The sequence below is a fragment of the Tatumella sp. JGM91 genome, assembly GCF_018257575.1.
GTDB classification, from domain to species: domain Bacteria; phylum Pseudomonadota; class Gammaproteobacteria; order Enterobacterales; family Enterobacteriaceae; genus Tatumella; species Tatumella punctata.
In genome coordinates, this window is the sequence record NZ_JAERJP010000009.1 from 77508 (window position 1) to 101855 (window position 24348).

The 24348-nt window shown below is 50.3% G+C and carries 19 protein-coding genes and 1 pseudogene; 8 read left to right on the forward strand and 12 right to left on the reverse strand.

Translation table 11 applies throughout. From position 1 onward, the window contains the following. Nucleotides 1-26: 26 nt before the first annotated feature. A pseudogene (locus JK198_RS16980) lies at nucleotides 27-1120 on the forward strand (acyltransferase). Nucleotides 1121-1146: 26 nt separating this feature from the next. After that, the gene (locus JK198_RS07990) at nucleotides 1147-1425 is read left to right on the forward strand and encodes a FaeA/PapI family transcriptional regulator (protein WP_212708919.1); all 279 of its coding nucleotides are present in this window, start codon (nucleotides 1147-1149) and stop codon (nucleotides 1423-1425) included. Between the two features lie 42 nt (nucleotides 1426-1467). Here the strand turns inward: JK198_RS07990 and JK198_RS07995 are convergent, their stop codons facing one another. The 3 genes from JK198_RS07995 to JK198_RS08005 form a co-directional block, all read right to left on the reverse strand. Further along, entirely contained in the window at nucleotides 1468-2781 is a 1314-nt protein-coding gene (locus JK198_RS07995) for an MFS transporter (protein WP_212710354.1), read from the reverse strand. A 210-nt stretch (nucleotides 2782-2991) separates the two neighbouring features. After that, nucleotides 2992-3984 carry a LacI family DNA-binding transcriptional regulator gene (locus JK198_RS08000; RefSeq protein WP_212708921.1) on the reverse strand — a complete coding sequence of 331 codons (993 nt, stop codon included), beginning with the start codon at nucleotides 3982-3984 and terminating at the stop codon, nucleotides 2992-2994. A gap of 187 nt (nucleotides 3985-4171) precedes the next feature. Then, complete coding sequence (locus JK198_RS08005; RefSeq protein WP_212708922.1) at nucleotides 4172-4780, reverse strand: hypothetical protein; 609 nt, start codon at nucleotides 4778-4780, stop codon at nucleotides 4172-4174. A gap of 601 nt (nucleotides 4781-5381) precedes the next feature. On the opposite strand from JK198_RS08005, the gene idnO reads away from it, so the two are divergent. The 3 genes from idnO to JK198_RS08020 all read left to right on the forward strand — a co-directional run bounded on the left by idnO (nucleotide 5382) and on the right by JK198_RS08020 (nucleotide 8525). Continuing rightward, nucleotides 5382-6146, forward strand: coding sequence for a gluconate 5-dehydrogenase (idnO, locus tag JK198_RS08010; protein ID WP_212708923.1), 765 nt, complete (start codon nucleotides 5382-5384; stop codon nucleotides 6144-6146). A gap of 81 nt (nucleotides 6147-6227) precedes the next feature. Beyond that, on the forward strand, nucleotides 6228-7505 hold the full coding sequence (locus tag JK198_RS08015; RefSeq protein ID WP_212710355.1) for an MFS transporter: 1278 nt from the start codon (nucleotides 6228-6230) through the stop codon (nucleotides 7503-7505). A 12-nt stretch (nucleotides 7506-7517) separates the two neighbouring features. Beyond that, entirely contained in the window at nucleotides 7518-8525 is a 1008-nt protein-coding gene (locus tag JK198_RS08020; protein ID WP_212710356.1) for a substrate-binding domain-containing protein, read from the forward strand. A gap of 44 nt (nucleotides 8526-8569) precedes the next feature. On the opposite strand, the gene narI is transcribed toward JK198_RS08020, so the two are convergent. The 8 genes from narI to nirB form a co-directional block, all read right to left on the reverse strand. After that, nucleotides 8570-9250, reverse strand: coding sequence for a respiratory nitrate reductase subunit gamma (gene narI, locus JK198_RS08025; RefSeq protein WP_249213282.1), 681 nt, complete (start codon nucleotides 9248-9250; stop codon nucleotides 8570-8572). Continuing rightward, a complete protein-coding gene (gene narJ, locus JK198_RS08030) occupies nucleotides 9247-9936 on the reverse strand; it encodes a nitrate reductase molybdenum cofactor assembly chaperone (protein WP_212708927.1) in 690 nt (229 codons plus the stop codon). Before narJ ends, narI begins: the two co-directional genes overlap by 4 nt. Then, complete coding sequence (gene narH, locus JK198_RS08035; RefSeq protein WP_212710357.1) at nucleotides 9936-11468, reverse strand: nitrate reductase subunit beta; 1533 nt, start codon at nucleotides 11466-11468, stop codon at nucleotides 9936-9938. The genes narJ and narH overlap by 1 nt, the downstream gene beginning before the upstream one ends. Beyond that, complete coding sequence (locus JK198_RS08040) at nucleotides 11465-15205, reverse strand: nitrate reductase subunit alpha (protein ID WP_212708929.1); 3741 nt, start codon at nucleotides 15203-15205, stop codon at nucleotides 11465-11467. Before JK198_RS08040 ends, narH begins: the two co-directional genes overlap by 4 nt. Before the next feature lie 86 nt (nucleotides 15206-15291). Continuing rightward, entirely contained in the window at nucleotides 15292-16680 is a 1389-nt protein-coding gene (locus JK198_RS08045) for a NarK family nitrate/nitrite MFS transporter (RefSeq protein ID WP_212708930.1), read from the reverse strand. A gap of 337 nt (nucleotides 16681-17017) precedes the next feature. Next, on the reverse strand, nucleotides 17018-18145 hold the full coding sequence (cobA, locus tag JK198_RS08050; RefSeq protein WP_212708931.1) for a uroporphyrinogen-III C-methyltransferase: 1128 nt from the start codon (nucleotides 18143-18145) through the stop codon (nucleotides 17018-17020). A 6-nt stretch (nucleotides 18146-18151) separates the two neighbouring features. Then, nucleotides 18152-18517 carry a nitrite reductase small subunit NirD gene (nirD, locus tag JK198_RS08055; RefSeq protein WP_212708932.1) on the reverse strand — a complete coding sequence of 122 codons (366 nt, stop codon included), beginning with the start codon at nucleotides 18515-18517 and terminating at the stop codon, nucleotides 18152-18154. After that, nucleotides 18514-21057, reverse strand: a complete 2544-nt coding sequence (gene nirB / locus JK198_RS08060; RefSeq protein ID WP_212708933.1) for a nitrite reductase large subunit NirB — start codon at nucleotides 21055-21057, stop codon at nucleotides 18514-18516. Before nirB ends, nirD begins: the two co-directional genes overlap by 4 nt. Nucleotides 21058-21349: 292 nt before the next feature. Between nirB and JK198_RS08065 the strand changes: the two genes are divergently transcribed. Then, nucleotides 21350-21853 (forward strand): hypothetical protein, encoded by a 504-nt coding sequence (locus JK198_RS08065; RefSeq protein WP_212708934.1) that lies wholly within the window; start codon nucleotides 21350-21352, stop codon nucleotides 21851-21853. Between the two features lie 82 nt (nucleotides 21854-21935). Here JK198_RS08065 and JK198_RS08070 read toward each other — a convergent pair whose 3' ends face one another. Beyond that, entirely contained in the window at nucleotides 21936-22787 is an 852-nt protein-coding gene (locus JK198_RS08070) for an SDR family oxidoreductase (protein WP_212710358.1), read from the reverse strand. Nucleotides 22788-22882: 95 nt separating this feature from the next. Here JK198_RS08070 and JK198_RS08075 point away from each other — a divergent pair, with 95 nt between their 5' ends. Continuing rightward, nucleotides 22883-23281, forward strand: a complete 399-nt coding sequence (locus JK198_RS08075) for a helix-turn-helix domain-containing protein (RefSeq protein ID WP_212708936.1) — start codon at nucleotides 22883-22885, stop codon at nucleotides 23279-23281. Between the two features lie 246 nt (nucleotides 23282-23527). After that, the gene (locus JK198_RS08080; RefSeq protein WP_212710359.1) at nucleotides 23528-24322 is read left to right on the forward strand and encodes a siderophore-interacting protein; all 795 of its coding nucleotides are present in this window, start codon (nucleotides 23528-23530) and stop codon (nucleotides 24320-24322) included. The last annotated feature ends 26 nt before the right edge of the window (nucleotides 24323-24348 follow it).

Sequence of the window (24348 nt, forward strand, 5' to 3'; positions counted from 1 at the left end):
TTAGTATCAGATAAAGAGACATCTCTATGACCAGTGAACGTCAACATATCGATATTATTCAGGTTTATCGGGCTATTGCTGCATTAGCGGTTATTTTCTATCACTACAGCTGGTTTGTTTCACCTTTGGAACAAACCCTGTTACGCCGCGGATATCTGGGGGTAGATATTTTCTTTATGGTCAGCGGTTTTCTGGTATGGATAACCACCAGACAGTTGCAGTCCGGATGGAAAAACAGCTTGAAATATATTATCCGGCGCAGTTTTAGAATATTTCCTGCCTATGCAATCCTGACGTCAGGGTATGCCATTTATTACTGGTTCACCCGCCCGGCGAGCGGATTATTTAACCAGACGATAAAATCATTATTCTTTATTCCGCTGAATGGCGGAGAGTCACCTGCTTACGGCTTTCCGTTGCTGGAAAATGGCTGGACGCTGAATTATGAGTTTTTTTTTACCTGATGGTTGCAGTTATGCTGTTATGTGGCCGTTCTCGTTACCTTTTTCTGGTCATACTTTTTTTATCATTAATGTTACTGGTGCCCCGTGATGCTCTGTTACAGCGTCAGGCCAGTGATCCGCATTTCTATCAGCAATATATCCTTATGATCAGTGATTCAATTAATATTGATTTTCTGGCCGGATTGCTGGCAGCGATGCTTTACAGCAGGATGTCATCTTCTGCAGGCATCGGCTGCTGGCTGCTGATGGCAGGATCTGTGGTTTTCTTTTTATTTGCCGTCGGCGGATTATATGCCCCGTTTGGTGAACGCTGGAATTTACATACCAATGTTATGACGCTGCCTTGCTTTATTCTTTTCCTGTCCGGACTTAAATTAAGCAAGATAACATCCCGGCGGGTTCCCGGCTTGCTGATGTTTACCGGGAAAATATCTTACTCACTTTATTTGTTACATATGGCCGTTATCTTTACGGTGATTTCTGCCGCGCAGAGATATCTGGGTGAGGACTATTTCGATTCATTTTCAAACCGGTTTAATCTGTTATGGGTAAGCCTGGTGCTGACCTACATATGTTCATGGGTGTTTTATTTATTTGTTGAGATAAAGCTTTCGGTTTTTTTAAGAGACAAATTACTAAAACGTCTCCCTTTGTAACCAGAAACTAATGGAATGGAATAATTATGTACAGTGAAAGAAAGTTACGAAAGAATAAAAAACGGGAAATCCTTCATGCATTAAACGAATTATGCCTGGATGTCTGTCCTGAACCATTGCAGGGGGGGATGTTACCTGAATTACAATACTGGCCGAAAACCCGTCAGGTAGCTGACCGTTGTGATGCCAGTATTTATGTTACCAGGGCGGTATTATTACAGCTGGCTGACGAAGGAAAAGTGATTAAGTCTCCGCAATTATATTTTAACTCGTTACGCTGGTACATTAAAAAGACAAGCCAGTGACCCGTTTCCCCGGCCTGATGGCAGGCCGGGGAAACTACCGGATTATTTGTTATTCGCCAGTGGCGGAGGCAAAGGGTCACTGTCTGCGGCAGGTGCCGGCCGGAGATCACATTGTGCCGGGAGTAATGCTGCAATAATGCCTGCGAGCACCAGTGAGGCTGCCAGCACCACGACGGCCGTATTCTGCCCGTAAAGATACATCATCAATCCTACCAGATAAGGCCCGCAGAACCCGCCGAGGTTACCTAATCCGTTAATGACGCCCCGTGCGCTGCCTGCCGCTTCGGCGGAAGCAATACGCCCCGGAATACTCCAGAACGGGCTGGTGGCTGCTTTAAGAAAAAATCCGCAACAGATCAATGCAATATAAGCCGCGATAATGTTCTGGCGCAATATTACCGACGCCAGCAGTGATGCAGCAAAACAAAACAGAGATATCATTACCCATTGGCGGCGTTTTCCGGTTTTATCGCTGAGGTATGAAATACTGTAGATCCCCAGCAGGGTAGCAATAAAAGGTAATACGGTCAGCATGCCGACATTACCGATACTGGCCCCGGTAAGATTCTTAATAATGGTTGGCAACCACAGGGTATAACCATAGTCCCCGGTCTGATAGAAAAAGTTCAGTACTACCAGTTTCATCAGACCTTTATTACGGAATACCTCTTTCAGCGGCGCATTGCTGACCGGATTCAGTTTCCGACGCTCGGCCTGTTCCCTGGCGAGCTCGCGTAACAGATATTCTCGTTCAGCCGCAGGTAACCAGCGGGCTTCCCCGGGCCTGTCGCTTATCATAAACCACCAGAAGACCAGAACCACGACAGACAGTAATCCCTCGATAATAAATAACCAGCGCCAGTCCAGTATCGCAATAATAGCCCCGGAAACGGGCGCGGTGACCATACCGCCCAGCGGGGCAAACATCATCACAAATGCATTAGCCCGGCCCAGTTCTTTTTCCGGAAACCAGTTACTGACCATGGTCAGCACCACCGGCAGCATTCCGCCTTCGGAAATACCAAGAATAAAACGCAAAATCAGCAGCTGATAATGGTTAGTCACAAACCCGGTGGCGACGGACACCACAGCCCACGCAATCAGCGAATAAGCAATAAAGCGTTTTCCGCTGCCACGTACAGCAATGTGTCCTCCGGGGACCTGTAAAAAAAGATATCCGATAAAGAAGATGCCACTGACAACGCCGGCCATCTGGCTGGACATGGCCAGGTCAGTTTCCATACCGCCAGGCAGAGCGAAACTGATATTGACCCGATCCATAAACGACATAATGCAGGTAATCAGGATCGGCACAATAACGCGAAACCAGCGGGTGCCGGGGATAGTGTTCTGCATAATAAAACCCCTTTATCATTCTTCAGGACGATGAAAACAGGGTCAGCAAAGTCAGTGCTCTGTGACTGTCTGCAACGCTTATCAGGGGGTATAAAACGCGATTTCAGAAGGATGTTATGGGATCCCGGTCACGTATAATCATGTTAGAAAACCCTGTTACAAGGTTCGTGAGCCAGACGGCGGGATAAGCGGAGTGAAACCGGGAAAGGATCAAAGCGTTTCCCCGCAAGAGAGCTGGTAATGGAGGTCAACATGGGCAGGTGTTTCCTGTCCGGCAATGCTTCTGAGCATAATTTCGGTCACAGTTTTACCGATGGCAAAACGCGGGGTAATAACGCTGGCCAGTTTTAACGGAGTAACCTGACCTATCTCCAGTCCGTGAAAACCGGCAATACTCAGCTGCGCGGGGACCTGAATACCAGCCTGCAAACATTCCTGTAAAACGCCGACGGCCAAATCATCGTTAGTACAGAGTATGCCATCGACCTGCGGGTATTTCTGTCTGGCAACCCCCATCATACCGTTACCGACCGAAACCGATGATATTTTATTCGGGGTGATCTGACCCGGCCGGAGTCCGGCTTGCTGCATGGCTTCGCAATAGCCGGAATAGCGCAATCTGTCTCTGTGATCAGACATCGCCCCGAAATAGATAATCTGTTTTTTACCCCGCGCCAGTAACAGCCGGGTCATATCAAATCCGGCCTGTTGATTATCAAACCCGACACAGATCCTGCCTGGCTGACATTGATTACCCATCACTTCTGCGACCGGGATCCCCGAAGCTTTAAGATATTTTTCGGCACGTAGTGTATGCACCGACTCGGTCAGAATAATGCCTTTAATCTGCATTGCCAGCAGAGCCGCTATCTGTTCTTCTTCGCGTAACGGATCATAGTCGTAACTGACGACAACCGTTTTATACCCCGTATTGCTGATCGCTGCCTCAATTCCCGCCAGCAGGCTGGGAAAAATCTGGTTGTGAAAGGAAGGGATCAGCACCCCGATACGCGCAGTTGCCTGGCCGGATATTTGCGGATTATCTGTATCGGGCTGATAGCCGATTTCGTTAATAACGGCAGCGATTCGCTGTGATGTCTGCGGGGTGACTTTTTCCGGTGTTCGCAGGTAACGGCTGACAGTCATCGGAGTAACCCCGGCCAGAGAGGCTATATCATGCAACGTGATACGCTGGTTTTTCATGCCTGATATCCAAAATATCCTCAAAGGAAATGACCGGTCCGGAGTTACCGGTACAGGTAATAATGGAACAGACTACTGTAAAAACCGCGCAGATGTCACTGATTGTTGTTCTGAAGCCGGAACAAACCGGCTGGCAGCAGCCGGTATTTGCAAAGAGATTATGCCTGCGTCAGGCAGGGACAGCGCATTATGGATTAATCAGGCGGCCGATAGAACGGAAGAAATTACGCTGCCCGCTTCCTTTTTTGATTGCGCCTTCACGATAGAAATAGACTTTTCGCAGGTTACAGTTCAGTAATTCTGCGATGTTTTTGGTATTCAGGTTATAGAGATAGGCGCGTAATAAGGAGACTTGCTCTTTGTTCAGATTCAGGCGATTTTTCAGGATAACACTATAATTTCTTTTACATTTTTCGTTCGTTTCCCGGCAAAGGATACGAATGAAAAAGCTAAAATCGTCGAGGGACAGACGTTTATCCAGTTCAAAATCTGCATTTTTTATACTCATAAACTGATGCAAAACCGAGAGCAGGCAAACTTTACATTCCGGATTCATTTTTTTCATCCGAATAATATCGTTTTCCGGATCGATGACAATCGAACGTGTCGTCAGGGTATCATAAAATATGAAATCAAAGCTGTTGGCTGAAGGGTGATTAAGCAGTTCTTCAACGGATGAAAATTTATGAATAGATATATTATCTGAAATGTAACGGCATATGGATTTAATCGCAATGCAGGTATAATTACAGGTATCTATAATTGCAATGGAACGAATGACTTCCTTGTTATTCATATAGCACCACATTTAATTTGTCAGGTTGATTTTAAGTGAGTTTTATATTTTACTTTCCATGGTGAAGGTCACCTGGCAGGGCAGCAGGGAAAGGGCATTATTATGCCAGTGAGACTCACTGTATGTTGTGTTAATTGATATTAACTCTTCGGTTGAGAATAATATCGACAGATTATGTCAGTTATTTATGCTCTGTTCCATAGAGCTATTGTCAATTATCAAAAAATAAGAATATTACAGTTTTAGTGAGCAGTTATGAAAATAAACTTTCCGGTTTTTTAAATAGAAGGGGGGACAAATAAACAGTAGTTTCCCCGGGAATATTTGTCATTTTACAGATTCATCTTTGTCATTCTCTGGCCAGAGGGCACAGGTGCATAGGTTCAGGCTCCAACGGATTCCGGCCGGATCTCTCTGCCGGATAAAAAGGCTGACGGTTAAATGTTTAGTGGCAGAGAAGGCCGTAAACCGGAGCCGCGAATAAATCCGACAAAGATCACAGATTACAAATAAAGCCCGATAAAGGTCTGGCAGACTCTTTTACCCTGACAAAGGTCGAAGGTAAAGTTACGCGTAACAGTTCATAAAATGAGGTCATCTGATGAATAATTTATTCGATTTAACCGGTAAGCGTGCTCTGATCACCGGCTCAACTCAGGGGCTGGGGCTGCTGATGGCCCGCGGACTGGGTGAACACGGTGCCTCGGTTATTATTAACGGCCGCGACCCGCAGCGCTGTGAAAAGGCGGTAGCAGATTTACGGGCTGACGGGATCCGGGCCAGTGCCTGTGCTTTTGATGTGACTGATCCTGCTGCTGTGGCGCAAGCTATTGCCACTATTGAAACAGAAACCGGGCCGCTGGATATCCTGGTAAATAATGCCGGAATCCAGCATCGGGCACCTTTTACTGAATTTCCGGTTGAAGAATGGAATCGGATTATTGAAGTTAATCAGAAGTCTGTTTTCATTGTTTCTCAGCAAGTTGCAAGGAAAATGATCGAACGGAAACGCGGTAAAATTATTAATATCTGTTCGATGCAGAGTGAATTAGGCCGTGATAATATTACGCCTTATGCGGCCTCTAAAGGGGCGGTGAAAATGCTGACTAAAGGAATGTGTGTTGAACTCGCCCGGCATAATATTCAGGTCAATGGGATTGCCCCCGGCTATTTTGATTCGGAGATGACGGCAGCGCTGGTCAATGATAAGCAGTTCTCTGACTGGTTGTGTCACCGTACACCCGCAGCGCGCTGGGGTAAACCGGAAGAGCTGAAAGGGGCGGTGGTATTCCTGTCAGCACCTGCTTCTGATTTTGTTAACGGTCATATTTTATTTGTGGATGGCGGAATGCTCGCTTCCGTATAGCGTACTGACCGGGCAGATAATTATTTGGCTTGCCCGGCATGTTATTTGCCCTGCCCCCGCCAGTACACAGGATCCTCTCCGATGAATACACCCCGCCAATTGCCGGTAAAACGGTGGTGGTATTTAATGCCGGTTATTTTTATAACCTACAGTCTGGCCTGTCTTGATCGGGCAAATTACGGATTCGCGGCAGCCTCCGGGATCGAAAGGGACTTAGGTATCAGCCCCGGTACATCTTCTCTGATTGGCGCATTGTTTTTCCTCGGGTATCTTTTTTTTCAGGTGCCGGGGACGATTTACGCTGTCAGGCGCAGTGCCCGAAAACTGGTATTTGCCAGTCTGTTGCTGTGGGGGCTGTGTGCGACAGCCTCCGGGCTGGTGAGTGATATACCGGCGCTGATGATTATCCGGTTTATTCTGGGAGGGGCAGAGGCAGCAGTTATGCCTGCAATGCTGATTTATATCAGCAACTGGTTTACCCGCAGAGAGCGTTCACGGGCGAATACGCTGCTGGTACTGGGTAACCCGGTGACGGTGTTATGGATGTCGATAGTTTCCGGATATCTGATCAATGCTTTTGGCTGGCGACAGATGTTTATTCTGGAGGGAGTTCCGGCACTGGTCTGGGCCGTCGTCTGGTGGCAGATAGTTCGCGACAAACCTGAACAGGTCTGCTGGCTGAATGACGATGAAAAACAGGCATTGAACCGGGCACTGGCCGAAGAGCAGCAACAGATCCAGCCGATGCGCAATCTCTCGCGGGCACTGAGATCGCGTAATGTAGTGATACTTTGTCTGTTGCATGCTTTCTGGAGTATCGGTGTCTATGGTTTTATGATGTGGATGCCTTCCATTCTGCGGATGGTCGCGGTTATTGATATTGTACAGACCGGCTGGCTGTCAGCAGCCCCTTATCTGGCGGCGATTATTACTATGCTGGTGGTTTCCTGGTTATCGGATAAGTCAGGATTACGCCGGCGATTTATCTGGCCATTATTACTGATTGCCTCTGTAACGTTTTTTGGTTCCTGGTGGCTGGGCAGTTATTCTTTCCGGCTATCTTATAGTCTGCTGGTGCTGGCAGCGGCCTGCATGTATGCCCCTTACGGTCCCTTTTTTGCCTTGATCCCCGAGTTATTGCCGAAAAATGTTGCCGGAATATCCATCGGTCTGATCAACGGCTGCGGGGCGGCAGGGGCTTTTCTTGGCGCATGGCTGGTGGGATATCTGAACGGTATCAGCGGCGGGCCGGGAGCATCATATACTTTTATGGCAATCACTTTGCTGGTGGCCGTCGGACTGGTTTTTTTACTGCGGATACCATCAGGCACACTGATACTGGCTGATAATTCGGACTAAACAGGAACAGGAATGAAGAAAAGCAGGATGTCGTTACAGGATATCGCCAGCCTTGCAGGGCTGACGAAAATGACTGTCAGTCGTTATATGCGTGACCCGGAAATGGTCTCAGAACGCAGCAGGCAGGCCATTGATGCTGTGATGCGCCGGCATGACTATATCCCTAACCGCTTACCTGATATTTTATCCGGGGCCCGCAGCCGGACACTCGGGGTTATTATTCCCTCATTCCGTAATCAACTCTTTTCCGATGTGCTGGATGGTATTCAGCAGGTTGCCACGCAGTATAACTATCAGACCATCATTGCCAGTGATAACTATGATCCGCTGATCGGCCAGCAAAAAATCATTACACTGCTGTCATACCATATTGATGCCCTCATCCTGACCGGCAGGCAGCATACTCAGTCGGCGATAAACAGTATCAGGACATCGGGAGTCCCTGTGGCTGAGTTAATGGAAATCAGTCATGACGCTCTGGATATACAGGTGGGGTTTGATAACCTTCAGGCTGCCAGAGAAATGACCCGTCACCTGATTGCCCGAGGCCGGCGACAGATTGTTTTTCTCGGCGCGATGGATGATCCCCGCGATATTTGCCGCTACCGGGGAGTAGAGATGGAGTTAACGGGGGCCGGGCTGACCGGCAGGCATATTGTGCCGAAAGAAATATCGTCGATGGCTCTCGGCCAGCGAATGTTCCGCAAAATTATGCAGCAGTATCCGCAGACAGACACCATTTTCTGTACCAATGATGATCTGGCTATGGGGGTATTACTGGAATGTCAGGCCCGTCAGATAGCGGTTCCCCGACAGATGGCGGTGGCCGGGTTTCACGGGCTGGATATCGGACAGGCTAACCAGCAAAAACTGGCCAGTGTTATTACACCACGTTTCCGGATGGGCCAGCTGGCGACGGAATTACTGATGGACAGACTGGCGGGTAAGCAGGGCCGTTTAGCGGAACAGACAAGCGGCATTGACCTGGGATACCAGTTATTTTTTGGTGATACAGTATAAATTATCTGCAAGGGCAGCGGCAGAAGATGCCGCTGCCATCATTTTCAGCGGCGTGAACGAACCAGCTGATAGCGGCGGGTAATATATTCGACCGGCGCACTCCAGATATGTACCAACCGGGTAAAGGGGAACAGTAAAAACAGTGTCATCCCCAGTACCAGGTGTACCCGGTAAATCATATCCACACCTTCCAGTAAGGCGGCTGAATTGCCCCTGAAAGTCAAAACAGACTGGGCCCAGCCAACCAGTTTCATCATCTCTGAACCATCGGGGTGACGGGCAGAAAACAGGATGGTAATCAGACCGAGGCAGGCCTGAATCAGCAGTAAACTGAGGATCAGAATATCGGCCCGTGTAGAAGTGGCGCGGATCCGCGGATTATACAACCGTCGTTTCAGCAGTAATGCCCCCCCGGCAACGGTCATAATACCGAAAATGCCCCCGGCCATCATGGCTATTTTTTGTTTAGCGGCAATGGATAAAAATGGTTCATATACCCAGTGCGGGGTCAGTAAACCAAACAGGTGACCGAAGAAAATGCCGAGAATGCCGATATGAAACAAGTTTGATGCCAGCGTCATGCCTTTTTTATCCAGCATCTGGCTGGAAGACGCCCGCCAGCTATATTGGCCGTAGTCGTAGCGTAACCAACTACCGGCTAAGAAAACGGCACCACACAGGTACGGATAGAGATCAAATAAAAAAGTATTCAGCCAGCTGATCATTTGCCACCTCCTGCAGAGAGATCCAGATATTGTGGTGTGACCTGCTGGCGAAAGCGTTGCCGGTATTGTTGTTCCGCTGCATTTTTACATGCCGGATCTGCTATAAATTTCACCTGTTCTTCCTCCCAGATTGCATCCATTGCCTGTGGCGTATCATCGCGTGACTCTCCGGCGATTTTGTCCAGCACGCTGTGGCTGCGTAACGGGCTGTCTGCCAGCATTAACAGCTGGTCAAACAACAACCGGTAGTCACTGCCACGTTGTGCCAGACGGCCGCCGAGTAATGCCAGAATTTCGGCGACATCCAGTAATCCCTGACGGCTGTCTTCTGCGGAACAGAGTGACAGATATTCCAGATACACCGGCAGATAGTCGGGCAGCTCACGGCAACCGGCTTCCAGCCCGGCTGCCTGATACTGTGCCAGCAAATCGACCATTGCCTGGCCACGATCGCGGGATTCGGCATGCACATGTTCAAACATCAGCATTGAGGTGGCACGACCGCGATCAAAGGTTTCGCACCATTCCTGCTGCCGGTCCAACAGGGGGGCCTGCAGGTAACAAGCGGCGAAGGCCAGTAACTGCGGACATTCAGCTTCGATCAGCGGCAAAATTTCGTCTGCAGCATCCCATAATTCCTGAGAAGGATACTCGAGCATGACTGCGATCAGTTTCAGAGGTGACATTACTGATCTCCTGTTTTACCCGACACATTGATGGCATCAATCCGGCGGCTATTAAACAAATTAAAACGGCTGTCGCTGCCATGACAGCCATCACCAAAGCTGAAACCACAGCCGTTACGTTCAGGGAAAGCATCACCGGCCAGCTCACGGTGTCCGGAAGGCACCACAAACCGGTCTTCGTAGTTGGCAATTGCCAGATAACGGTACATATCTTCGGCCTGTTCAGCGGTCAGCCCCACGGCATCCAGTGCGCTGGTATCTGTTTTACCTTCTACGGTTTGTGCGCGTTTGAAATGACGCATTGCCATCATCCGTTTCAGTGCCGACAGTACCGGCCCGGTATCGCCTGCGGTCAGCATATTAGCGAGATACTGCAGCGGGATACGCAGCTCTTCAACAGCAGGTAAGACTGCTTCTGAACTGAGAGCACCGGCCTCGACAGCGGACTGAATCGGGGATAATGGCGGCACATACCAGACCATTGGCAGGGTGCGATATTCAGGATGCAGAGGTAACGCCAGCTTCCAGTCCATTGCCAGTTTCCAGACCGGTGAGTGGCGGGCAGCATCCAGTACATTCTGCGGGATCCCCTGTTGCAGGGCTTCGCGGATCACCTGTGGATCATTGGGGTCGAGGAAAACCTCTGTTTGTCGCTGATAAAGATCCTGATCGCTCTCTGTGCTGGCGGCGTCGAGGATCTTGTCGGCATCATAGAGTAATACACCCAGATAACGGATCCGTCCGACACAGGTTTCCGAGCATACGGTTGGCATACCGGCTTCGATACGCGGATAGCAGAAAATACATTTTTCAGACTTGCCACTTTTCCAGTTAAAGTAGATTTTTTTATACGGGCAGCCACTGATACATAAACGCCAGCCACGACAGCGGTCCTGATCGATAAGAACAATGCCGTCTTCTTCACGTTTATAAATTGCACCGCTCGGACAGGTCGCCACACAGGCAGGGTTCAGACAGTGCTCGCACAGCCGGGGCATATACATCATAAAGGTATGTTCAAACTGGCCGTAAATCTGTTTTTCCATCCGCGCGAAGTTCTGATCCGCTGAACGTTTTTCAAATTCCCCGCCAAGGATCTCTTCCCAGTTAGGCCCGGAAGTGATCTTATCCATACGCTCTCCGCTGATCAGCGAGCGGGGACGGGCGGTCGGCTGATGTTTGCCGGAAGGCGCGTTGTGCAGGTGCTGATAATCAAAGGTAAAAGGTTCGTAGTAATCATCAATACCCGGCACCACCGGGTTAGCAAAAATCTTGCTCAGTACCCCGGCTTTATTACCCAGCCGCGGCACCAGTCGTCCGCTGATTTTACGTATCCAGCCGCCCTGCCACTTTTCCTGGTCTTCCCAGGCCGCGGGGTAACCGATCCCCGGTTTACTTTCGACATTATTAAACCAGGCATATTCCATGCCTTCACGGCTGGTCCAGACATTTTTACAGGTCACAGAACAGGTATGACAGCCAATACATTTATCGAGGTTAAGCACCATGCCTACCTGGGAACGTATTTTCATTTTTGAGCCTCCTGGACCTGATCCCGGCCTTCGTCATCCAGCCAGAGAATATTTTTCATTTTGCGGACAATGATAAATTCATCACGGTTAGAACCGACGGTACCGTAATAATTGAATCCGTAGCTTTGATGCACATAGCCACCAATCATATGGGTGGGTTTGGGACTGATACGGGTCACTGAGTTATGGATCCCGCCACGCATACCGGTGACTTCAGAGCCGGGAATATTGGTGATACGTTCCTGGGCGTGATACATCATGGTCATACCCGCAGGTACCCGCTGACTGACGACCGCCCTTGCAGTCAGTGCACCGTTGCTGTTAAACGCCTCAATCCAGTCGTTATCAGCGATACCCATTTCTCTGGCATCATCTTCACTCATCCAGACAATTGGCCCGCCACGCGACAGTGTCAGCATCAGCAGGTTTTCACTATAAGTTGAGTGAATGCCCCATTTCTGGTGTGGCGTCAGGAAATTGAGTATTTTCTCCGGGTAACCATTGGACGGAATATGACTCATTTGCTCGACGCTGCGGGTATTGACCGGTGGCCGGTAACTGACCAGGCTTTCACCGAAGCCCCGCATCCACGGATGGTCCTGGTAAAGCTGCTGACGTCCGGTCAGCGTCCGCCACGGAATTAACTCATGAACATTGGTATAACAGGCGTTGTAGGAAACATGTTCATCTTCCAGTCCTGACCATGTCGGGCTGGAAATAATTTTACGGGGCTGTGCCTGAATGTCGCGGAAGCGGATTTTTTCTTCCTGTTTTGGCAGGGCAAGGTGGGTATGGTCCCGGCCGGTAATTTCACCGAGGGCCTGCCATGCTTTTACTGCCACCTGCCCATTGGTTTCCGGGGCCAGAGTCAGGATCATTTCGGCAGCATCAATCGCCGAATTCAGCTGTGGCTGACCTTTGCCTGCTCCGCGGGTATGAGTATGGTTAAGCTGACGCAGCAGATGGATCTCTTTATCGGTGTTCCAGCTGATGCCTTTGCCTCCGTTGCCCAGTTTTTCCATCAACGGCCCGATTGACATAAAACGTTCGCTGAGGGCAGGGTAATCACGTTCAACCAGCATGATATGCGGGGCTGTTTTGCCCGGTTGCAGTTCACATTCCCCTTTATGCCATTGTTTCACGTCATAAGGCTGAGCAATTTCTGCCGGAGAGTCATGCTGAACAGGCAATAGCACCACATCATTTTCCACGCCGAGGTGACCCGGACAAAGGGCTGAAAAGGTTTTGGCGATATCTTTATAAATTTCCCAGTCACTGCGTGACTCCCAGACGGGGTCAATGGCAGCAGATAACGGATGAATAAACGGATGCATATCCGAGGTATTCATATCGTCTTTTTCATACCAGGTCGCGGTAGGTAATACGATATCTGAGAACAGACAGGTGCTGGACATTCTGAAATCGAGAGTGACCAGCAGGTCCAGTTTCCCTTCCCGTGCCGGTGTCTGCCAGTCGACTTCTTGCGGGGACATCTCCGGATCTGCAACGGTTTCACTTCCCTGAATACCGCTCTCGATCCCCAGCAGATAGCGCAGCATATATTCATGGCCTTTCGCCGAAGAACCCAGCAGATTTGAGCGCCAGACAAACAGGTTGCGCGGGTGGTTGTTACCGTTATCCGGTTGTTCGCTGGCAAAGCGTAATTCCCCTTGCTGTAACGCTTTGGCCGTGTAATCCGCCGGGGAAAGTCCGGACTCTTTTGCCTTAGCGGCAATCGTCAGCGGGTTAGTATTAAGTTGTGGCGAAGAAGGCAGCCAGCCCATACGTTCGGCACGGACGTTGAAATCGATCAGCTGACCAGCGAAATCCTGAGGGTTTGCCAGCGGAGACAGCAACTCTTTGACCGATAATTTTTCGTAACGCCACTGAGAAGAGTGATTATAGAAAAATGAAGTACTGTTCATATGGCGTGGCGGACGAGCCCAGTCCAGGGCGAATGCCAGCGGCTGCCAGCCGGTTTGCGGCCGCAGTTTTTCCTGACCGACATAATGGGCCCAGCCGCCACCGGTTTGTCCGACACAGCCGCAGAAAATCAGCATATTGATTAAACCACGGTAATTCATATCCATGTGATACCAGTGGTTCATTCCTGCGCCGACGATAATCATCGAACGCCCATGGGTTTTGTGAGCAGTATCGGCAAACTCGCGGGCAATACGAATAATCTGCTGACGGGGCACCCCGCAAATTTGCTCTGCCCAGGCCGGTGAGTAGGCTTTTACTTCATCATAACTGCCCGCGGTATTACTATCGTCGAACCCCCGGCCGACACCGTAATTGGCCAGCGTCAGGTCATAAACACTGACCACTTTGGCACGGCGGCCGTCCGCCAGACTAATCTCTCTGACCGGCAGTTTATGCACCAGTACCGGTGACTGTTCGACATGGCGGAAATAAGGGGATGGCTGACCGCCAAAATAGGGGAAGGCCACCTCTGCCAGTTGATCGTAACCCTCGGCCAGGCTGAGACGTAATTCTGTTTGCTGGCCTGCCGCGCGGGCTTCCAGGTTCCATTTCCCCTTTTGCCCCCAGCGGAAACCGGCAGAGCCGTTCGGCACCACCAGCTGACCATCGCTGTCAAAAGCCACGGTTTTCCAGTCCGGATTATTACTTTCGCCGAGATTATCCACCAGATCGGCTGCACGCAGCAGGCGTCCGGCGCTGTAATAACCTTTATCGGTCTCTTCCAGCATCACCAGCATCGGCATATCTGTATAACGGCGGCAGTAATTAATAAAGTAATCGCTGGGGTTATCGAGGTGGAATTCTTTAAGGATCACATGGCCCATAGCCATTGCCAGTGCGGCATCAGTACCCTGCTTAGGTGCCAGCCAGTGGTCACTGAGTTTAGCCACTTCTGCATAATCAGGGGTTATAGCAACAGTTTTAGTGCCTTTATACCGGACCTCGGTAAAAAAGTGTGCGTCCGGGGTTCTGGTCTGAGGCACGTTGGACCCCCAGGCGATAATATACGCCGAGTTGTACCAGTCAGCAGATTCCGGAACATCTGTCTGCTCTCCCCAGGTCATCGGGGATGCCGGAGGCAGATCACAATACCAGTCATAAAAACTCAGGCAGGTTCCGCCCATCAGTGACAGATAACGGGTACCCGCCGCATAGGAGACCATCGACATGGCCGGAATAGGCGAAAATCCGGCAACCCGGTCAGGGCCATAGTTTTTTACTGTCCAGATATTCGCGGCGGCAATCAACTGGTTCAGTTCGTTCCAGTCAGAACGGACAAAGCCGCCTTTACCGCGGGCTTGTTTATAGCTGGTTGCTTTCTTCTCATCACGGACAATACTGTCCCAGGCTTCTACCGGGTCACTGAATTGCTGCAGTGCTTCCCGCCATAACCGGATAAGCTGTTTACGCACCAGCGGGTATTTTAGCCGGTTGGCGCTGTAGATATACCATGAGTAACTGGCACCCCGCGGACATCCGCGGGGTTCATGGTTAGGTAAATCAGGGCGTGTCCGCGGATAGTCTGTTTGCTGGGTTTCCCAGGTGACCAGCCCGTTTTTGACATAAATTTTCCAGCTACAGGAACCGGTACAGTTTACGCCGTGGGTGGAACGGACAATTTTGTCATGCTGCCAGCGCTGGCGATAGCCGTCTTCCCAGTCACGGTTGCTGTCCATTTCCTGTCCGTGGCCGTCGGAAAAGGTGCTGCCCTTTTGCTTAAAATAGCGGAGTTTATCCAGTAATTTACTCATTTTTTTCTCCGTGCAGAAACCGTATTTCTGCCATCACTCTGTCAGGTATTCGGTGGTTGATCTGGCGGCAGGCCGGAGCTCCGCAATTATCCTTTCGCCGGTTTTTTACGGCCGTATACCAGTCCGGTAACCAGCAGACAGATAATGTAAAAGACCAGAAAGATTTTCATTGCCCCTACCGGAGAGCCAGTCAGGTCCAGGGAGGTGCCGAACGCCTTGGGAATAAAGAACCCGCCAAAGGCACCAATCGCAGAGATAAAGCCCAGCGCGGAGGCAGTTTCAGTCACGGCCATCTGTTGTGCTTCTGGCTGACTGGCACCTTCTTTGAGCGATTTGCTGATAGTCAGCTGACGGAAGATCACCGCAATCATCTGGAAAGTGGAACCACTGCCTAGTCCGGCGGTCAGGAACAACCCCATAAATACAGCGTAGAAAGCCGTGAAATTGCCTGAGCCCGGGGTAGTGTCTGGCAGGGTAAGGAACAGTAAGCCGCAGAATATAACCATAAAAACATAATTGATCAGTGTTACCCGTACACCACCAAACTTATCGGAAATCATCCCGCCGAAGGAACGGGCCAGGGCACCGATAAAGGGGCCAAAAAATGCCAGTTTCAGGATATCAATCCCCGGGAACTGGGTTTTTGCCAGCATGGCAAACCCCGCAGAGAAGCCAATAAAAGAACCAAAGGTGGTCAGATATAACAGGCTGAGCAACCACATATGACCGCGTTTCAGTACCGGTAATTGCTGCCGTACCGACATCTGAGTACCCGGAACATCATTCATCCCGAACCATGCGGCGAGGGTTGCGAGGATCAACAGCGGGACCCAGAACAGGGCCGCATTCGCCAGAAAAAGGACACTACCGTCAGTCTGCTGTACTCCGTGGGTACCGAGCAGGCTGAATAACGGTACAACCAGAACCAGCGGCGCGACCAGCTGCATAACACTGACACCCAGGTTACCAAGCCCGCCATTAATCCCCAGCGCGCTGCCCTGACGGGTTTTCGGGAAGAAAAAACTGATGTTGCCCATGCTCGACGCAAAGTTAGCCCCGGCAAAGCCGCACAGCAGAGAGATAACAATAAAGGTTGAATAACCGGTGGTCGTATCCTGCACAGCCAATCCTAACCAGATGCAGGGGATCACCAGGATGATGGTGGAAATTGCGGTCCATTTACGTCCACCGATTAATGGCACCATAAAAGAGTAGGGTACCCGCAGAATGGCCCCGGATAATGCAGGCAGTGCTGTTAACATGAAAAGCTGGTCAGTAGTAAAATTAAAACCGGCTTTATTCAGATTAATGGATACCGCACTGAATAACATCCAGACACAGAAAGAAAGTAATAAGGCAAAGACCGAAATCCACAGGTTACGTTGCGCTATTTTCTTTCCGTACTGCTCCCAGAACTGAGGGTTTTCAGGTTCCCATTGCTGTAAAAGCCCGGAACGTTGGTTGGTTAACGACATAGCCAGGTCCAGTGTTGAAGGTGGATGAAATTACCGGTTTCAGGTAATGACCGAGTTAATTAATGGTTTAAATATAAGTAGTTAATAATTATCATTGTTATCTGAGGATATATTTTGTTATCGCTTTTATTACATGACGGATTTTATCCTGACTTTCAGCAGGTACTGATTGATCCCGGACAGGTTTTGTTCAGGAACCATCAGTGAATAAATATATTTTTTTACGACTTTATTCACTATTCACTATTTACTGTTCACTATTGAGTAACGTATTGGCAGGAAATAAATTTAAAGAGTAAATGTTTAATTAAATTAATATGTTATTTTGTTTGTTAATTTAAATTAAATTCTGCCCGGCAGAAAACCAGTTAAGTGAATGCTGTAAACGGACAACCTCGCCGACAATAATAAGTGCCGGGCTGGCTGCATCTTTACATAATTGTTGTAACTCATGGAGGATCCCGACACTGACCTTTTGCTCTCTGCGGGTGCCCTTCCCGATGACGGCAACCGGCGTCTGATCACTGACTCCGGCTGCGGTCAGTTGCTGATAAATATCACCGGCCTGTTGTAATCCCATATAAAAAACAGTGGTCTGCGACGGCGAAATACCCGACAGGAACGGCGGACTGGCGGCATGTTTTGTATGGCCGGTAATCAGGCGGAGGCTGTCAGCATAATCACGATGGGTTAGGGGAATCCCGGCATATGCGGCGCATCCGCTGGCTGCGGTGATGCCGGGGACTACCGAAAAACGGATCCCCGCAGCAGCCAGAGCCTCGAGTTCTTCTCCGCCACGGCCAAAAATCAGCGGGTCACCGCCTTTTAACCGCACGACGCGCTTTCCTGACTGCGCCTGCGAGATCAGTAACTGATTGATCTGTTGCTGGGTAGTGGAATGCCGGCCACACTGTTTTCCGACACTGATATATTCTGTCGCCGGGCAGATTAATGCCCGGATATCGTCAGAAACCAGGCGGTCAGCCAGTACCACATCAGCCTGTTGCAGACAGGACAGGGCTTTAAGTGTCAGTAATCCGGCATCTCCGGGGCCGGCACCGACCAGGGCAACTTCTCCGGCCCCCGGTGACGGTATATTCATTTCCGGCGGAAGTACCGTTGCCGTTGTCTGCAGGACGGCGGATGATCCCTGTTGCTGGCTGATTTCGCAGAATATCTGCGCGCTATTGGTTTCGCGGCTGATTTGGTTATTCAGTGTTTGATCGCTGGTGGTCGCGACCACCAGCCAGCAGCCCTTAAGCAGACCGGAGTGATAACGGCCCTGATTCCAGCGGATCTGCTGTTGCTCTGCCAGAGCCGACAGCCCGGGAGTAAGCTCAGAGGCACAGACTAAAATATCCGCACCGGCCTGCAGTAACTGATGCACTCTGGTTTCTGCGAGGTGATTTCCTCCGGCGACCAGGCAGAGACGCTGGCGGAGATGGCATACCAGGGAAAGGTGCATCGCCCGTTACCCGGCCAGTACTCCGTGGCCGGCTGCCACGGTGCCACAAGGCTGTAACTGGACGACCCCCTGTTCAACTCTGACAGGGTAGGCTGCCACTGAGTAATTTTCATCTTCCAGACACCAGCCATCCCGCAGACGAAAATGCTGTTTTTTCAGCGGACTGGCGACCCATAACTCCCTTTCATGCTCTGCGATAATCCCTCTGCTCAGTACACTGGCCCCGAAAAAAGGGTCGATATTACTGATAGCAAAGACCTGCGGGTCTGCTGAGGGACGGAACAGGGCAATTTGCTGGTCATTTAACAGTGCACAGACTCCGGTCGCCGGCAGGATATCATCCAGCTGACATATGTTAGTCCAGCAACTCATGGCTGTTCCTCCTGAATAACAACGGGAATACGTTCACTGACGGTCGCTGGCCGATGCTGTTGTCCCTCCGGCACCATTTGTACCAGCATGTCCCGCCGGGCACTGTTGACGAAGTGATGGAAACGTAGCTGTGCCTCTGGCCGGCGCAGTGTTTCTTTCCATTCACAGTTGAAACGGTCTCTCAGTAACTGCAGATCCGCCTCAGACTGCTCAGCAATATTCAGTTCATCATTAATAATTACTTTTTTCAGATAGCCGATCCCGCCCTGCAGGTTTTCCAGCCAGACCGAGGTACGTTGCAATTTATCGGCAGTACGCAGATAGAACATCATAAACCGGTCGATATAGCGGACCAGTGTCTGTTGATCCAGGTCGGCGGCCAGTAAATCGGCATGGCGTGGTTTCATCCCGCCATTACCGCACACATACAGGTTCCATCCTTTTTCGGTGGCAATAACGCCGACATCTTTACTCTGGGCCTCTGCACATTCACGGGTACAGCCAGATACCCCGAATTTCATTTTATGCGGGGTACGGATGCCTTTATAACGGTTCTCCAGCATCACACCGAGCGAGGTACTGTCACCGACACCGAAACGGCACCAGCGGCTACCGACACAGGTTTTCGCCATACGCAGCGCTTTGGCATAAGCATGGCCACTTTCGAAGCCTGCGGCGATCAGCTGTGTCCAGATCGCCGGCAAATCGTCTTGCTGCACCCCGAACAGGGCGATACGCTGTGAACCGGTAATTTTGGTATATAACCTGAACTCACTGGCAATATCGCCCAGAACCTGTAATTGCCGTGGTGTGATTTCTCCGCCTGCAGTCCGCGGGATAACCGAATAAGTGCCATCTTTCTGTATATTTGCGAGGAAATTATCGTTGGAGTCCTGTAACGGAACTAACTCTGGTTGCAGAATATAGTCATTCCAGGCGGAAGCCAGCAGGCTGGCAATCACGGGTTTACATACCTCACAGCCGTAACCGCGACCATACTTGCTCAGCAAGCCGTCAAAAGTGGTTATCTGACCGACCCGAATCAAATGAAATAACTCCTGGCGGGAGTAGGGGAAGTGTTCGCACAGGTGATTATTAATTTCAATACCCTGGCGTGACAGTTCGCTATTCAATACCCGGGTTAGCAGCGGGACACAGCCTCCGCAGCCGGTACCTGCTTTGGTGGCGGCTTTCAGCGCCGCGACCGTATGGCAACCCTGTTCAATGGCTTTAATCAGGGCACCTTTGGTAACATCGAAACAGGAGCAGATTTGTGCGCTGTCGGGCAATTTATCAACGCCCATCGCCGGAGTATCTCCGCCAGTGGCCGGCGGAAGGATCAACTGACCGGGGTTCTCCGGCAGTTCGATATCATTCAGCATCAGTTGTAACAAATTACTGTAGTCGGAGGTATCTCCGACCAGCACAGCACCCAGTAAATGGCGGCAGTCTTCGCTGACAATCAGCCGTTTATAGACTTCTTTTATCTCATCAAGATAGACAAAACTCTGGCTGCCCACTGTTCTGCCGTGCGCATCGCCGATCCCGCCAACATCCACGCCGAGTAATTTCAGTTTGGCACTCATATCCGCACCACTGAAGACCGCCGGATGACCGGTTAAATGCTCAGCAGCCACCCGTGCCATTTTATAACCGGGGGCTACCAGCCCGTAGACATGTGTATTCCAGCAGGCACATTCGCCGATGGCATAAATATCAGGATCACTGGTCTGGCAGTGGTCATTAATCAGGATACCGCCTTTTTCGGCGACAGCCAGCCCGCATTGTCTGGCAAGACTGTCCTGAGGACGGATGCCGGTAGAAAATACAATAAAATCGACTTCCAGCTGAGTGTCATCAGCAAACAACAGGGTTTTTCGTGCCTGCTCTCCCTGCTGGACAATCTGTCGGGTATTTTTACCCGTATGCACTGTCACGCCGAGCCGTTCTATCTTTTTACGTAACAGCTCGCCGCCCATAGGATCAATCTGTTCCGCCATCAGTACTGGCGCGAATTCTATAACATGTGTTTCGGTCCCGAGGTTTTTTAAGGCCCCGGCGGCCTCAAGGCCAAGCAGCCCGCCACCGATAACGGCACCACGCTTGCTGCGTAATGCACAGGCTTCGATGGCGTTAAGATCTTCTATGGTCCGGTAAACAAAACAATCAGGGGTATCACTGCCTTTAATCGGCGGGATCCATGGTCGTGAGCCGGTGGCGATAATCAGTTTGTCATAACCGACAATACGCCCCTGACCGGAACTGACTTCTCTGCGCTGCCGGTCGACAGTTAAGGCCCTCTCTCCGATCAGTACTCTGATCTGGTATTTCTGATAAAAGCCTTCACGAACCAGTGATAAATCTTCTGCTGTGTGGTGTGAGAAATAAGAGGAGAGGTGAACACGGTCATAAGCTACGCGGGGTTCTTCACAGAAAACCGTTATCTCAAAATTACCGGCGGGATTTTTGTCGATTAACTCTTCAATAAACCGATGGCCCACCATCCCGTTACCAATCACACAGAGTCTGATATTACTCATTATGGCCTCACCGCAATTATTGAACGCTGACTCTACGACGGCACCGCAAACAGCACATTGATGCAAATCAAATGCATCTTTTGTTGGTACGGCAAAAATTCTCCTCAGGACGGATAAAGATAAGTTGATGTTATTAGTTATCGGGGATTCGCGGCATCGCGGGTCGCCAGTTTATCCGTCAGTGCCTGTCGGTATCTGTGGAGAACAATTGACTGTTTTTGACAAAAATTGATAAAAAGCCAGATTAATAGCTATTTATCGGCTTAATGTGTAAGAGAATTCCGTATTGTAAGTGGATGCCTTGCCAGAGAGATTATTGGCTGCTAGGTTTAATTCACAAGCAAAAACAAGGAAAACCATGATGAAAAAGACATTAACTGCTGTAGCAATTTCTATGACTTTCTTCACAGCGCATGTATTTGCAGAAACAACCAGCCAGCAACTGCAGGAGCAGACGCAGCAACTGAAGAACAAAACGTCTGAGACGGCAGAGCAGGCAACCAACCGTACCACTGAAGCTGCCCACAAAGCAGAACACCGCCTGCAGGAAAAAAACCAGCAGACGGTTAATAAACTGAAAAATGGCGGCAACAGCAAAAGCGATGCCCTGAAAGAAAAATCTCAAAAGGCCTGGAATCACACTAAAGAAGGTACTGAGAAAGGCTGGAATAAAACCAAAGAGACGACTCATAAAGCCGTCAATAGTACCGAAGAAGGCGCAACCAAAGCATGGAATAAAACCAAAGATGCTGCGGCAGATGCCAAAAAATCAATCGCAGAGAAAACCGGCAATTAATTCGCCTGTCAGAGACAGAGACTGAATATTGCGATGAAACCCCGCCCTGCTGATACAGGGCGGTTTTTTTTGAGGGTGGTGGTTATTTCAGGGTGTCGCTAATGGTCTGCCGGAAAGGCGTGGCAGGACGGCCAATCAGCGTGCTCAGTGTATGACTGTCATCAAACAGACCACCCTGCGCGGCCCCGGCATCAGAATCAGCCAGCAGATCAGCCAGTGCATCCGGCAGGCCGGCTTGTTTCAGTGCCGCCGCAAACGCATCCGCCGTCAGGTTCACATACTCTACGGCCACACCACTCTGACGGGCAATTTCTGCACTGAACTGTTGCAGCGTCCAGCTCTCATCACCGGCCAGCTCATAGACTTTTCCTGCCTGATTATCGTCAGTAATAACCTTCGCGGCAGCCTCGGCATAATCCTGGCGTGAAGCTGAAGATATTTTTCCTTCACCGGCAGCACCAATAAAGGCGTGATGGCTGAGGGCGGGGGCAATACTGGCTGCATAGTTCTCGCTATACCAGCCGTTGCGTAGCAGGGCGTAATCGATCCCCGAGCGGGCGAGAAGCGCTTCTGTCGCCCGGTGCTCTGCCGCCAGCCCCAGAGGAGAACTATCGGCATGCAGCAGGCTGGTATAGGCGATAAATTTTACTCCGGCCTGTTTTGCTGCATCAATCACCGCTCCGTGCTGAACTTCACGCTGACCTATTTCGCTGGAAGAGATAAACAGCAGTTTTTCCGCGCCTTTTAATGCCGGTGCCAGAGTTTCCGCGCGGTTGTAATCTGCTTCACGCAGGGTGATACCGGCCGGTAACTGTGGCGCAGCGGCCGCAGGACCCCGTACCAGGGCAATCAGTTCACTGGCAGGCAGTGTTTTCAGTAGCTGGTGGATAATTTTCCGGCCCAGCTGGCCGGTAGCTCCGGTAATAGCGATCATAATAGCCTCTCTTTTTAATAAATACGGCGACATATGGGTACTATAAAAGCTAAGCTTACTTTTAGTAAGTACTTACAAAAAGGTTAGTCTGGAAAATGTCAAACAACCTGCATCAGAAATATATGCGTGGTGAATTACTGAATTCGAATTGCCCTTCCCGGGATATGCTGAAAAGGATAACCAGCCGCTGGAGTGTGCTGGTATTGCTGGCACTTAAACAGGATGTATTACGTTTTAGTGAATTGCGCAGAAAAATTGGCGGGGTCAGTGAACGTATGCTGGCGCAGACTTTACGTAATATGGAGCAGGATGGTTTTATTACCCGTAAAGCTTATGATGTGGTCCCCCCGCATGTTGAGTACTGGCTGACGCCGCTCGGACATGAAGCGGAACAGAAGGTGGTTGGTCTTGCTGACTGGCTGGAAGACAATGTTCAGCGAATACAGCAAAACCGCGACAATTTTGAACGCCAGACGCCGGATGATACGCCCTGATCAACGGCCTGCGGGAAAAAAGACATAAAATGCGATCTGTTGCCGGGGTGTTTGTTTATTACGCATTAATTTTAAAAGAATATTTAATTTATTTATCCCCCGAAGGGCCGTGGCTTTCCTGACTGAAGGGTATTTTCCTTGCGCTTAAGATATATCATAGATAGATTATATAATCTCAAATGAGAATCATTAACCATGCCGTTGCCGGAAAGGCACCAACGGAAAATAGCTACGCGGGGATCTTTTATGTCTGCATTATTATCTTCAGGGCGCGCTCTGCCAAAACGGGTCAGAAATGAACTGCGTTTTCGTCAGATAACCGTACAGAGTAAACAACTGATTGCCGGAAAGTTCTGGCGTATTACATTTTGCGGCCAGCAACTGGCCGGTTATCATTCGCCAGGCTTTGATGACCATAGCAAAATTTTCTTCCCCGACCCGCAAACCGGAGCGCTGTTATTACCGGAGGTCAGTGATGAAGGGATAGTCTGGCCAGACGGAGAACGTCCGGTCTCCCGTGACTATACCCCGCTGTATTTCGACGGGAAATCCAGCCTGACCCTCGATTTTTATCGTCACGAAAGCGGTGTCGCCAGCCAGTGGGCTGAGCAGGCAACCGCAGGTGACCAGCTGGCAATCGGCGGACCTCGCGGGTCGATGATTATTCCCGTGGATTACCGGGTACAGGTACTGGTATTTGATGAAACCGGAATGCCGGCAGTGCAGCGGCGCTTAGCCGAAACCACGGCTGAACAACTCTTTCTGCTGGCCTTTGCCGATCAGCAGCTGGTAAACAGTTATCTGCCGGAACTACCAGCCAGTAGTGAACTGACCTGTTTTGGCGGTCCGGCGATCAGCCCCCGGACTCTTGAACTTTGCCGGCAGAAACTGGGGTCATTGCCGCTGCCGGAAGATGATTATTTTATCTGGCTGACCGGTGAAGGTGAGTCGGTAAAACAACTCAGTGACTATCTGACTGAACAACGCCAGTGCCATCCTGGCCTGGTACGGGCTGTGGCTTACTGGCACCGCAAAAGCTGATAATAGCCTCTGCTGACAGCCGGCAG

What these genes read in the sequence shown, in the direction of transcription:
- JK198_RS07990 (WP_212708919.1), top strand. Translation starts at nt 1,147, where the DNA reads ATGTACAGTGAAAGAAAGTTACGAAAGAATAAAAAACGGGAAATCCTT.
- JK198_RS07995 (WP_212710354.1), bottom strand. Translation starts at nt 2,781, where the DNA reads ATGCAGAACACTATCCCCGGCACCCGCTGGTTTCGCGTTATTGTGCCG.
- JK198_RS08000 (WP_212708921.1), bottom strand. Translation starts at nt 3,984, where the DNA reads ATGAAAAACCAGCGTATCACGTTGCATGATATAGCCTCTCTGGCCGGG.
- JK198_RS08005 (WP_212708922.1), bottom strand. Translation starts at nt 4,780, where the DNA reads ATGAATAACAAGGAAGTCATTCGTTCCATTGCAATTATAGATACCTGT.
- idnO (WP_212708923.1), top strand. Translation starts at nt 5,382, where the DNA reads ATGAATAATTTATTCGATTTAACCGGTAAGCGTGCTCTGATCACCGGC.
- JK198_RS08015 (WP_212710355.1), top strand. Translation starts at nt 6,228, where the DNA reads ATGAATACACCCCGCCAATTGCCGGTAAAACGGTGGTGGTATTTAATG.
- JK198_RS08020 (WP_212710356.1), top strand. Translation starts at nt 7,518, where the DNA reads ATGAAGAAAAGCAGGATGTCGTTACAGGATATCGCCAGCCTTGCAGGG.
- narI (WP_249213282.1), bottom strand. Translation starts at nt 9,250, where the DNA reads ATGATCAGCTGGCTGAATACTTTTTTATTTGATCTCTATCCGTACCTG.
- narJ (WP_212708927.1), bottom strand. Translation starts at nt 9,936, where the DNA reads ATGTCACCTCTGAAACTGATCGCAGTCATGCTCGAGTATCCTTCTCAG.
- narH (WP_212710357.1), bottom strand. Translation starts at nt 11,468, where the DNA reads ATGAAAATACGTTCCCAGGTAGGCATGGTGCTTAACCTCGATAAATGT.
- JK198_RS08040 (WP_212708929.1), bottom strand. Translation starts at nt 15,205, where the DNA reads ATGAGTAAATTACTGGATAAACTCCGCTATTTTAAGCAAAAGGGCAGC.
- JK198_RS08045 (WP_212708930.1), bottom strand. Translation starts at nt 16,680, where the DNA reads ATGTCGTTAACCAACCAACGTTCCGGGCTTTTACAGCAATGGGAACCT.
- cobA (WP_212708931.1), bottom strand. Translation starts at nt 18,145, where the DNA reads ATGCACCTTTCCCTGGTATGCCATCTCCGCCAGCGTCTCTGCCTGGTC.
- nirD (WP_212708932.1), bottom strand. Translation starts at nt 18,517, where the DNA reads ATGAGTTGCTGGACTAACATATGTCAGCTGGATGATATCCTGCCGGCG.
- nirB (WP_212708933.1), bottom strand. Translation starts at nt 21,057, where the DNA reads ATGAGTAATATCAGACTCTGTGTGATTGGTAACGGGATGGTGGGCCAT.
- JK198_RS08070 (WP_212710358.1), bottom strand. Translation starts at nt 22,787, where the DNA reads ATGATCGCTATTACCGGAGCTACCGGCCAGCTGGGCCGGAAAATTATC.
- JK198_RS08075 (WP_212708936.1), top strand. Translation starts at nt 22,883, where the DNA reads ATGTCAAACAACCTGCATCAGAAATATATGCGTGGTGAATTACTGAAT.
- JK198_RS08080 (WP_212710359.1), top strand. Translation starts at nt 23,528, where the DNA reads ATGTCTGCATTATTATCTTCAGGGCGCGCTCTGCCAAAACGGGTCAGA.